General features: G+C 35.1%; 11 protein-coding genes. 8 read left to right on the top strand and 3 right to left on the bottom strand.

Translation table 11 applies throughout. The features are described from left to right. Positions 1–17: 17 nt before the first annotated feature. From OPR58_RS07055 to OPR58_RS07045, 3 genes are all read right to left on the bottom strand, one after another. Positions 18–497, bottom strand: coding sequence for a hypothetical protein (locus OPR58_RS07055; protein WP_265022343.1), 480 nt, complete (start codon positions 495–497; stop codon positions 18–20). A 15-nt stretch (positions 498–512) separates the two neighbouring features. Continuing rightward, positions 513–1,718: a DNA modification methylase gene (locus OPR58_RS07050; protein ID WP_265022342.1), complete on the bottom strand. Its 1,206-nt coding sequence runs from the start codon at positions 1,716–1,718 to the stop codon at positions 513–515. 128 nt (positions 1,719–1,846) lie between these two features. Next, positions 1,847–2,296, bottom strand: a complete 450-nt coding sequence (locus OPR58_RS07045) for a crossover junction endodeoxyribonuclease RuvC (RefSeq protein ID WP_265022341.1) — start codon at positions 2,294–2,296, stop codon at positions 1,847–1,849. A 925-nt stretch (positions 2,297–3,221) separates the two neighbouring features. Here OPR58_RS07045 and OPR58_RS07040 point away from each other — a divergent pair. The 8 genes from OPR58_RS07040 (at position 3,222) to OPR58_RS07005 (ending at position 12,018) form a co-directional block, all read left to right on the top strand. Next, a complete protein-coding gene (locus tag OPR58_RS07040; RefSeq protein ID WP_265022340.1) occupies positions 3,222–3,710 on the top strand; it encodes a sigma-70 family RNA polymerase sigma factor in 489 nt (162 codons plus the stop codon). Positions 3,711–3,818: 108 nt separating this feature from the next. Then, the gene (locus OPR58_RS07035; RefSeq protein ID WP_265022339.1) at positions 3,819–4,640 is read left to right on the top strand and encodes an ATP-binding protein; all 822 of its coding nucleotides are present in this window, start codon (positions 3,819–3,821) and stop codon (positions 4,638–4,640) included. A gap of 11 nt (positions 4,641–4,651) precedes the next feature. Continuing rightward, entirely contained in the window at positions 4,652–5,458 is an 807-nt protein-coding gene (locus OPR58_RS07030) for a helicase RepA family protein (RefSeq protein WP_265022338.1), read from the top strand. Positions 5,459–5,483: 25 nt separating this feature from the next. After that, complete coding sequence (locus OPR58_RS07025; protein WP_265022337.1) at positions 5,484–5,984, top strand: hypothetical protein; 501 nt, start codon at positions 5,484–5,486, stop codon at positions 5,982–5,984. Next, a complete protein-coding gene (locus OPR58_RS07020; protein WP_265022336.1) occupies positions 5,981–7,219 on the top strand; it encodes an AAA family ATPase in 1,239 nt (412 codons plus the stop codon). The genes OPR58_RS07025 and OPR58_RS07020 overlap by 4 nt, the downstream gene beginning before the upstream one ends. 11 nt (positions 7,220–7,230) lie before the next feature. Next, positions 7,231–9,291, top strand: coding sequence for an AAA family ATPase (locus OPR58_RS07015; RefSeq protein WP_265022335.1), 2,061 nt, complete (start codon positions 7,231–7,233; stop codon positions 9,289–9,291). An 87-nt stretch (positions 9,292–9,378) separates the two neighbouring features. Next, the gene (locus OPR58_RS07010) at positions 9,379–10,062 is read left to right on the top strand and encodes a hypothetical protein (protein ID WP_265022334.1); all 684 of its coding nucleotides are present in this window, start codon (positions 9,379–9,381) and stop codon (positions 10,060–10,062) included. Between the two features lie 6 nt (positions 10,063–10,068). After that, the gene (locus tag OPR58_RS07005; protein WP_265022333.1) at positions 10,069–12,018 is read left to right on the top strand and encodes a DUF4815 domain-containing protein; all 1,950 of its coding nucleotides are present in this window, start codon (positions 10,069–10,071) and stop codon (positions 12,016–12,018) included. The last annotated feature ends 10 nt before the right edge of the window (positions 12,019–12,028 follow it).

Genomic DNA, 12,028 nt, shown 5'->3' with positions numbered 1-12,028 from the left:
TTGTATTCAAAATCTTTTTATATTTTAAATTTAGCGTTAGATAATTCTTCAAGTGAGTTTGTAATCTCTTCAGTTAGCGTCTCGTGAATTTTTTCAGTGTCACTCAGTGATGCAAGCAGTGCTGAAACTCTATTTGGAATATTAAGCAAATTATTACGGACAACTCTTGCTACATTAAATGCTTCGCTCTTTACTTCCTCTACTGCTACAAGTTCACCAATCTCAGCTTTTGCCTTTGCCTCAAGCAGTTTACCTCGTTCCATTTCATTTTTTATTCTAGTTTTTAGCAACATCGTGGAAAGGTTACTTGTATTTTCTGGATTTTTCCTCCTCAGTGGCTGACTTGGATCTCTTATTGCCGCTACTGCTTCATTTGCTTGTTCTCTATTGATCAAACCATCCTCCAACTCAACTATTCCTTTCTTTATTAAATAACAGACATATTGCTTTGAAACTCCTATCTCTCTTGCCCATTCCGTCTGCGTGATTTTTTCCACTCTTTTTGCTCCTTTTTACGAATTTTCTTCTTGAATTTCTGCAAAAGTTTTGTCAGTACCAGAAAGAATTGCCTTCCTACCTGTGTATATTTGCCAACGTTTTATGGTTACATCTACAAATTTTGAATCTAGCTCTATTGTTCTGCAAATTCTTCCTGTTCTCTCACATGCAATCAGCGTACTTCCAGAGCCACTAAATGGATCAAGTACAGTATCCCCAGGTCTGCTGCTATTAACTATTGCTTTTTCCATTAGCTCTACTGGCTTCATCGTTGGATGTAGTGTATTGTGCGTTGGCTTATCATAAAACCACAGATCACTTTGATTTCTACCTCCATGCCACTCACGTTTATTACCGCTTTTCCATCCATAGAGCATTGCTTCATATTGTCTCTGATAATCAGATCTGCCTAGTGTAAAATGATTCTTTGCCCAAATGATAAATGTTGACCATTTTCCTCCTGCCTCCTCAAATGCTTTTTGCAACGTTGAAAACTCTGATGATGATATGCAAATGTAAATTGCACCTTTCGTATATGCTAAAATATGGGAACAGATATCGTAGAGAAAAAGTTCGTACTTTTCACCTTGATTATCGTTTAGTATCTTTTTGTCTTGACTGCTACCATAATCAACGTTATACGGAGGATCACAAACAGTAATGTCTGCCATTTTATCATCTAACAGCGCTTTATATGATTCAACTACAGAGCTATCACCACAATAGATTCTATGATCACCTAAAATCCAAAGATCACCTGGTTTTGTTACTTTTTTGTCATCAATAGCTAAGTCAGAAAGATCTTCTTTTTCACTATCTAAATTATCAAGGAAATGTTGAACTTTTTCTAATTCAAATCCAGTCATTTTAAGATCAAACTGTAAATCTTCTAACTCTTGAATTTCTGCTTTCAAAAGCTCATCATCCCACTTTGCCCAATTAGCTGATTGATTTGCCAGTAATCGAAAAGCTTTAGTTTGTGGTTCATTTAAATTATCACTTAAAACCACAGGAATACTTTCTATACCAAGTTTTCTTGCTGCTTTCAGTCTTAAATGACCATCAACCACAGTTCCATCGCTTTTTGCAACTATTGGTATACGAAAGCCGAATTCCCTGATTGAAGCACACATTCTGTTGACTACATCGTCATTTTTACGCGGATTACGCTCATATTCGACCAGATTTCGAGTAGGATAGTAGTGGATTGCTAAATTCATATAATTACTGTACTAATTAAAAAGTTAATATTCAAAATATCTCTGACGCTAAAGAAGGCCTGGGGTCAGCACCACCAAACCCGCCAGTATGGCTGAAAGGACCCACTTTTTATGGATTTTTCGTCTTGTTAATATTTTTCCATAACATAGAACATCAAAGCTAAAGCATCTGCCTCATTATCATCTTTGGGTAAAAAACCTTTTTCCTTTACAGCTTCAATAACTTCACTCTTACTTGCATTGCCTTTGCCTGTGATAAAGCGTTTGATAGTCTTAACAGGAACGCTCTGATAGGGAATATTATTCTCTTCACACCAAGCAGATAAATGGGCCAAGAAACCTCCGTAGCAATGAGCAGCATCAGTTCCTAAGTGTCTTCTAACCTCCTCAAAATAAACTGTTTCAATACTTGGAAATTTTTCCTTCATTTCATTTAGCCAGCTACGAAAATTTAAGAAGTGCATGCCACCACCACTAAACCGACTAGTATGAAAACTCTCACTTCCACTTTGAATTACTCCGTTGTGAAGAATAGACCAGCCTGTTTGTTTGCCTAGATCTAGCATTAGTATTGACATATTAAAAAACTATAAAAACCCAATTTTGATAACGCAAAGAACTAAACATCACATACGGAGAGCCAATTCTGTACTATAAATTCTTTTTCAGGAGAAAGATTCTCACATATTGAAAAATCTACTTTATTCATCATAAAATTCCCGAATTATTAAATACCTTAAGCTACTGCTTTCATAGCCCGATTTGTTAAGATTAGTATTTGTTAAGTTTGTTATTATGAAACCCTTCAGATCCAAATTTAAATGGCCCCTGTATAATATATACACCGTCGCTTACCAATTCGTCCGCAAATTTAAAAAAATTTTTCATAGTCTGCAGATGTTTTCTATAAATTTTCCAAAAAGCCATTTTTAAAGCCCACATAATATATATACACCGTTACTTGCAAATTCGTCCGCAAATTTAAAAAAAAATTATATGCAAGCTGCTTTTAACTTTCCTAGGAGCGGTCCTTGAGTTTTTGTTCTTCTCTAGTTGTCTTATACTATTCTAGTTCTTTTACATTATTATGTTATTCTAGTATTTATATTATTATTATATTATTATACTCTACCTATATTTAAATATATATATAATATATATAAGGTTTCAGTAATCCGTAACCCCGCTTAATTGGCCGATTTTAGCCACTTAATTTTAGAAACCACTTTTAGGAACAAGATATCAAAAAGACAAGATTATCAAGAGCTTAGTGATTACTGATTTCTAAGCTGTTAATTAGTAATTCAGAAATCAGGTATGAAAAAGCCATTTTTAGAGTAGTTTGATCTCTGTAGAAAAGTAAGTTTCACCTACATAAAAATATAATTCTAATTTTAAAGATCTTATTCTTTTCTGTAAAAAAATTATTACTACTTTTTTATGATAAATTAATCATACACGGACTTGGTAAAAATCTCTATTCATGAAACTTTTGGAGTTTTTATGAATAATTCTTATCAAGGAATCGATCCTATAATTGTTAAGTATGTAACATTTCACGCTTCTAGTCTTAAATCCAAGAGTTGTTTTATTAACGAAAGCCTTGAAGATATAGAGCAGGAGCTTTTCTACCAAGTTTGGCAATATCTTGACCAGTACGATGAGAAAAGAAGTAGTTTTAATACTTTTATTGCTAGATTAACTAATCATCGTGCTCGCAATATGTTACGCGATCAGTTACGCCTAAAACGTAATATTATCTTCGATGACATTAGCGATGATATTCAAGATTCTAGTAACTTAGAAACCGAAGCAATAATTCGCACTGATATAAACAGTATAATTTCAACTTTATCCAAAAGAGATAGAAATTTATGCGAATTACTTAAAACACTTACTGTTTCTGAAGTTTCTGCAATGACCAAAGTATCAAAGGCAAGTATCTATCGTGTCCTAGATAAAATAGTCCGTAAATTCCCATCTTTAAAGTAAATTTCTACTTCTAAGATAATATTTGCTTAAATTTTTTTTTTGCAAATTGCGGACGAATTACATGGGTCACGGTGTATATATATTTAGGCGGTTGAGTTCAGGAGAAAAATGAAAATAATGAACAGCAGTGAACGGCTAAAAGTTCAAACAGGTGTAAAAATGGTCATCTTTGGACCTTACGGTATAGGTAAAACAAGTCTATTAAAGACTATAGATGACCCAACGCTTTGTCTTGATTTTGAAGCTGGTTTGCTTGCTGTTCATAATTGGCAAGGAGACTCTATCAGTATTCGCACCTGGAATGAAGCTCGTGATATAGCTTGTCTTATAGGTGGTCCAAATCCTGCATTAAAATCTGATCAAGCATATAGTCAAAGACACTATGAGCATGTATCGGGTAAGTACAAAGAGCTTTTGCCAGAACTATCTAAATATCGCTGTATTTTCATTGATAGCATTACTGTAGCATCACGTCTATGTCTATTATGGGCAAAAATGCAACCAGAAGCTTTCTCTGACAGAAATGGCAAACAAGATATGAGAGCTGCATATGGCTTACTTGCTCAAGAAATGATGGCTTGGCTTAATCAGTTTCAACATATTCCCAATAAAGACATCATTACAGTCGGTACTCTTGGACAATATCTTGATGATTTCAATCGTCCAACATGGCTACCACAATGCGAAGGAGCTAAAACTGCCAGTGAAATACCTGGTATTGTTGATGAAGTAATTAGCATGGTTGCAATCAAAAAAGATGATGGTACAGAGGTACGTTCCTTTGTTTGTCATACTCTTAATTCTTGGGGATATCCTGCTAAAGATCGAAGTGGTTGCCTTAATATGGTTGAAGAACCGCACCTAGGAAAACTTCTTACAAAAATTAAAACTAAAGCTTTTGCAATTCAACCTGTCACGCCCAACATATAGGAGGTTATTATATGCTACAAAACTTTTTAACTATTGGTCAAAAAATTCCTTTTTTCAGTGTTAAGGAATACTTGGACGACCAATCACCAATACCAGAGGATATCATTCACCCAAGAATTCTAACGCAGAGAGGTTTATTGGTTCTAGGTGGCCCTCCGAAAATTGGCAAAAGTGACTTTTTGATCTCTTGGCTCGTTCATATGGCTGCTGGAATTTCCTTTCTTGGTATGACTCCAAGTAGACCTTTGAAAATCTTTTACATACAAACTGAGATTGAATATGAATACATAAAAGAACGATTACAACAACTTCAACTCAATAAAGAACTTTTGAATATAGCTGCCAATAACTTACTCATTACACCAAGAGTGCATTTATCATTTAATAATGAAGAAATAGATGAAATCAAAGAAATCGGGAAAGAACGCTTTAAACCTGATGTTCTAGCCATTGATCCATTGCGAAACATATTTAGTAGTGAGTATGGAAATGAAAATGATAATAGTGCCATGCTGTTCTTTCTTCAGAAAACACTTGAAAGGTTACGTAATGCTGTTAACCCTAATGCTTGCATAATCTTAACTCACCACACAAAAAAATTATCAAAGAAGATGCTTGAAGAGGATCCATTTCAAGGGCTGAGTGGAGCTGGATCTCTGAGAGGATTTTATAGTACTGGTATGGTTATGTATGGGCAGAATGAGGAGAGTTCCACACGTCAGATAGTTTTCGAACTACGCAATGGCGAACGTATACCAAATAAACTTGTCGATAAGATAAATGGTATTTGGCAAGTTGTTGATCAATGGAGCATTTAACCTTTTTGTTTTTTATGGAGACTTTATGTTAGAAGAGTATTTAACTGATTTTAATACTGCAAAACTACAAAGTAGTTTAATACCTAAAGGTACAATAGTCAAAGTAAAAATGGCAATTAAACCTGGTGGTTACGAAAACTGGTTTACTAAAAGCTATGATACTGGCAGCATCTATTTAAACGCTGAATTTACTGTAATTGAAGGTCCATACGCAAATTGTAAGATTTACCAAATAATTGGTATTAAAAGTGGTAAAGCCGAAGGTAAAGAAGATACTTGGGGAGAATCTGGACGTTCTATGATTCGCAGTATTTTGGAATCAGCCAGAAATATTCATGCAAATGACACTTCAGAAAAAGCAGTTCTTGCGAGAAAAATCAACTCAATTGCAGATTTAAATGGTTTAGAATTTACAGCAAAAGTAAGCATTGAAGCTAATAACACCTATGGAGACAGGAACAGAATTGCTACGGTCATTACTCCTGAAAAAGGGAAAAATTTAGAAGTTGATTGGGTCCCATTTTGAAGTACGACGAAGGAAAGTTGTGGGCTGCTGTTATTACTAGAGCTATTCAGGATGCAGCAGGAAAGAACCTAAAACTGAAAAAAGAGGCTTGTCAATGGATTCGCTCACGATCCTTTGAAACTGTTTGTGAGCTGGCTAATTTTGACTTTCAACGTCTAAAAAGTATGTTGAATAAATTTGGAATAAATCAGGAGGATTCTATGAATTTTTCATCTAAAAACGTTTTGAAAATAAAATTAATTGATAATATCAAAGATTGTGTATCTTATTTGCTACCTGATGGCAAATCTTACCAAAATAAATTTTATATTGGCAGTATAAATGGAAATAAAATAATAATTGAAATAGAAGGAGAAAATGCAGGAAATTGGTACGATCTGATCGAAGAAAAGAAAGGAGATATAGTAGATCTTTGGACTTTAGTTAAAGGTGATGTAGATTCTGCCAAGGCATGGTTGAACACTAAAGGAGATGAAAAAAGCTCAACATTAGAAGAAAAAGCATTTTTCGTAAAGCATTACCTAAATGATAAGTCACCAATGCCACAAGATATAATAGGTCCAAGAATTTTAACTCCAGGTGGTCTTTTGGTTATAGGTGGTACACCAAAGGTTGGCAAAAGTCATTTTCTTCTTTCTCTGTTAGCACATCTTGCAGCAGGATTATCATTTCTTGGTATGAAGTCTACAAGACCACTAAGAATATTCTATCTACAGAACGAAATGGAATATGATTATATTAGAGAACGTATACAACAACTCATCACTAATCAAAAACTTTCTAATTTAGCAACAGAAAATTTAGTTGTGACAAAAAAGATGAAATTGACCTTAAATGCAGAAGGTATAGAAAAGATAAAAAGCATGATAGCAGAAAAATTTGATTTAGTTGATTTAATTGTGATTGATTCTCCCTATATTTCTGTTAGCTATGGTCTGCAACATGGAATAGAAAAACTACGCTCCAGAATTAATCCTATGGCTGGCATAATTATTACAAACCATACCAAAAAAGTATCTACCTCTACGTTGGAAAAAAATCCATTTCAAGCTTTAGTTGGTGCTAACGCTTTAAGGAGTTTTTACACATCTGGAATAGTAATGTTTCAACCTAATAAACGTACAAATATCTTGCAAGTAGTATATGAACTGAGAAACGGTAGATCTATACCAACGAAATTCATCAACAAAGTTAATGGATGTTGGAAAAATGCTAAAGTTATAGCTAGAGCATAATGTAGGTAGGTATGAATATATATTGTGATTTTAATACAGCAACTCCACAAAGAAATAGTAATTATACATTATCGATAGAAAAGGAACGAATAAAAGATCAACTTTTACTAAGCATTAGATCTTGTCTTTCTTATTTACTGCCAAGAGGAGTTTTTCGTGGTGATAAGTTTTATGTAGGTGATGTACAAGGTAATAGAGGAAAGAGTTTAGTAGTAGAGCTATCTGGCAGTAAAGCAGGAGTCTGGCACGATTTTGCAACAGGAGAAGGGGGAGATATATTTGATCTTTGGGCTGCTGTAAATGGAAAAAGTCAATTTACTGACACGATAGAAGATATTGCTAAGTGGCTTGGTTATTCAAGAACTATGCTAGGACATCCAACTGCATCTTGGAATTATTACGATGAAAATAATCAGGTTATTGCTAGAGTTTACCGTTATGATACTGCTTCAGAAAAGCGATATCTGCCTTTTGACGTTAAAAAATCTAGTTTTACTGTACCAGAGATCAGACCTTTATACAATATTCCAGGTATCATGAAATCTGATAAGATGATTTTAGTTGAAGGGGAAAAGTGTGCAGATGCGCTAATAGAGCAAGGTATTGCTGCCACAACTGCAATGTCAGGGGCAAATGCACCAGTAGAAAAAACAGACTGGTCACCACTTAAAGGTAAGCATGTTATTATTTGGCCAGATAATGATGAGCCAGGTAAACAATACGCTGAAAAAGTGGTGAAAAAGCTTACTTGTCTTGGTGTTTTATCACTTGCTTTTCTTGAAATACCTGACAATAAACCAAAAGGATGGGATTCAGCTGATGGTATAGCAGAAAAGATAAATATTGCTGAATTCATTGAAAATAACTCGAAAAAAATCATCGTTAAGCAACTGCTTAATATTCAAGAATGGAGTGTGGAACGTTTTATAGGCCCAGTACCAGAGCAGAAATTCCTTGTTGAAGGTTTATTTCCTTTAGGTGTCACATCTATTTTAGCTGCAATGGGAGATACTGGTAAAGGAATGCTTCTGCTTGATTTAGCACTGAAAGTTGCGAGTAGAAAAGATCAGCCATGTGGTTTTGGTCCTATGGTTACTGAACACGGATCAGTTGTAATTTTTTCTGCAGAAGATGATATGAGTGAAATACATCGTCGTTTAGATCGCCTTGATTCGCAATGCGAGAGATTAAAATATAAGGATAGACTCTTTATTGTACCATTACCAAATGTTAGTGGATCACTTACTATAATAAAGAGTATTTCGAGTAAAATTATAGAGATTTCTCCTGAATTTGAATCTATAACAAAACAACTTCATAAGATAAAAGACTTAAAATTAATCATATTTGATCCACTTGCTTCATTTGTGCACGCTGACTTAAATACTGACCCAGCCGTAGGTGATTATCTTATGTCTTTATTATCTGATTTAGCAGGCAGCACAGGAGCAGCAATAATTACTGCCCATCATATGAGAAAGCCAAAAAGTGAAAAACCTATATCGACTGCTGAGCAAGCACGTGATGCAATTCGTGGTACATCTGCTCTTGTTAATGGTGTTAGGTGTTCATATGCTTTTTGGTCTGTGGAAGATACAGCTAAACTAGTAATTTTCAAATCAATAGGAGAAGCTGCAAGGCAGAATGCATTATTTTATGGAGCAGTTGTTAAGGCAAATGGTTTAGCTGACCGAACTATACGCACCTATTTAAGAAATGAAGAAACAGGGTTATTAGAAGATATAACCGAAAGATTAAGAATTAAAAACATGAACGAAAAAGACTTAAAGCAGCATCTTATAAACGCAATTACACGAGCAGCAATTTCAGGACATCCATTTACTCATACGGGAAATACAGGAGTGTATAAACAAAGGCACAGATTGCCTGAAGAGTTTCACAGTATAGGAAGAGATAGAATAGAACGTATAGTGCAAGAGCTATTACAAGCACGAAAGCTAGTTAAGGGAATGGCTGCTGGTTCAAAAGAAGATAAATGGCTTGATATTCCTACTGGACCATTTGCTCGTGGTATTGGAAAATTTAACTGTGGAGCTGAGCTATGCTCTTAAAGAAATCTAGCTGATATAAAAAATATTTTGATTTTTGCGGACGAATTTTGAAGTGACGGTGTATATATAATATAGGGAGAAAGTTTTATGTCAATTCTCACACAATCAGGAAGAGCAGCAATAGCAGCAAGCATAAAAGAACAACCCTTACATCTTGCTTGGGGCAGTGGTGATGCAAATTGGGAAAGTAGCCATAGAGTAGAAAAAACTTTTACCAATGGTGAAATAATGCTTGATCACTCTCCAGTTAAGAATGTCAAGGTTTTTACAGGAGAAACAATTTATCAGCCAAGTGTTGACTATTTAGTTGATAGCAATACTGGAATGATTAAATGCCTTGAAAATAGCTCTATTGCAGCAAATAGCATAGTAACTGTAGAATACACTCAGAGTACACCGCCAGAGCTCATTACTTCTACAAAATTATTAAAGGAAGTTGGACGTCGCGTTGTTGATGAGGTACTTTTCTGCACAGGTGATGAAAATGGAGAACTAATTACTCCCTCAGGACGGTTTAAGCCATCAAATGTACCAACTAATAATTTATATCTCAAATGCACTTTTGATTTTACTAATGCTGCAAATCAGGTCATCAGAGAGATTGGTGTTATGGTTGGTACTAAAATAAAAGAAGGATTACCTGAAGGACAGAGATATTTCGAGCCAAAAGACGTGGAAAATCCTGGAATTTTGTTAGTTTTAGAACATACCGTACCACTTATCAGAACATCTGCAACTCGGGAAACTTTTTCATTTGTTGTAACTTTTTGAAACAAAATGACCTTAAATAGTTATTATAACCGCTTTAATCCTGACAAAGAATATGAGAAAAGCTTATTTCTTGCAGGAAGAGGTTTACAGTCTGCAGAATTAAATGAAACTCAGGAGTATGCTCTTTCTAAGCTTAAAGGTATAGGTGATGCAATATTTCGTGATGGTGATGTTATAACAGGAAGCAATTGTATTATAGATAGAGAAACTGGTAAAGTTACACTTGAAGGAGGAAAAATCTATCTGCGTGGTGCAGTTAGAAAAGTCGAAAAAGAAGAATTTATTATTCCACTGAGTACCACAGTGCGTATAGGTGTTTATTATCTAGAATCTACGATTACAGAACTTGAGGACGAAAATCTTCGTGATCCTGCAGTTGGTACAAGAAACTATCAGGAAGTAGGAGCTGCAAGGCTTAAAGTTTCCACCATTTGGGGTTATCAATCTGAGGGTGTGACTACTAATGCTTCAGGAGAATTTTATCCAATTTATAACATTGAAAATGGAGTATTGATAGAACATTCACCGCCACCACAGGCAAATATAGTAACTACTGCGCTTGCTCGCTATGACAAAGAAGCAAATGGTTCCTACGTCGTAAATGGGCTAGAAGTGATGTTCCTCCACAAAGAAGAAAAGGGAGAAGAAGGGGTAAAAAAGGGTAAAAAAGAAATATTTGTGATTAATGAGGGCAAAGCTCATGTTGATGGTTATGAGATTGAACTTCCTCACAGTATTCGTGTTTCTTTTGATGAAGATCCAGATATAAAGTCAGTTGAATCAGAACCACATACTTTTCAGCCAAATAGCCAAAGAGTAATGGAACTTAAAGTTAATGATTTTCCAATAAGTGAAATTAAAAAAGTAGATATAACTGTTCAAAAAACCATTACCGTTACTCATGGTTCATACTCAGGAGCTGTTGATCCAATACCTGACTCTGCAGTACTTGAAATTATTCAAATTAAACAAGGCAATGTTATTTATGAAAATAGTATAGATTACAAATTAAACGCAGGAAACGTTGATTGGTCATTACCTGGTAAAGAGCCAGCTCCTGGAAGTAGTTATCAAATAACTTACCGCTGTCGTACTCATGTAAGCCCTGAAGATATAAGTGAAGAGGGATGTAAAGTAAGAGGTGCCGTTGATAACAGCTTGGTTCTGGTTGATTACACCTGGAAAATGCCCCGCTATGATTTAATTACTATCGATAGCAAAGGAGTAGTAAGGAGAATAAAAGGTATAGCTCACCCTTGGCGACCATCAATGCCTAAAGCGCCCTCTGGACAACTTTTGCTCTGCTACATTCATCAGACGTGGAAAAACGGAGAAAAAGAAGGGGTAAAAATAGTGAATAATGCTATTCATGCTGTACCGATGAATGAGCTTGAAGCAATGAAAAAAGGAATTAATGATCTTTATGCTCTGGTTGCCTATGAACGTCTACGCAATGATGCAAATTCAAGAGAACCTACTACCAAAAAAGGAGTATTTGTTGATTCGTTCTTTGATGATGATATGCGTGATCAAGGAATTTCACAGTCTGCAGCAATAGTAAATAGAGAGCTAGTTCTGCCAATAGATGTAGAAGTTGCAGATATTGAAAAAGGTGGGGAAAGATATCTTTTGCCTTATAAACTTGAACCGGTACTGGAGCAGCTTTTACAGACCAAAGGAGAAAAGATCAATCCATATCAAGCTTTTGATCCAGTCCCGGCGCAAATTACTCTAAATAAAAACATTGACCACTGGACAGAGGTTACCACGAATTGGAAAAGTCCAGTAACTAGAGTGTTTAATACTAGAGAAACAACAGAGCTATTGTCAAGTAATTCTTATGAAACTGAATTTATGCGAGAAGCAGTACAGAATTTTGAGATCGAAGGCTTTGAGCCAAATGAAAAGCTCAAGGAGGTGAAGTTCGATGGTATCTTCATTCAGCCTACTGCGTAAGAGGTAAAAA

Source organism: Wolbachia endosymbiont (group B) of Ischnura elegans (assembly GCF_947251585.1).
Taxonomy (GTDB): Bacteria; Pseudomonadota; Alphaproteobacteria; order Rickettsiales; family Anaplasmataceae; genus Wolbachia.
Note: the sequence above shows the minus strand (reverse complement) of the source record. Positions and strands in the feature narration are given on the sequence as shown.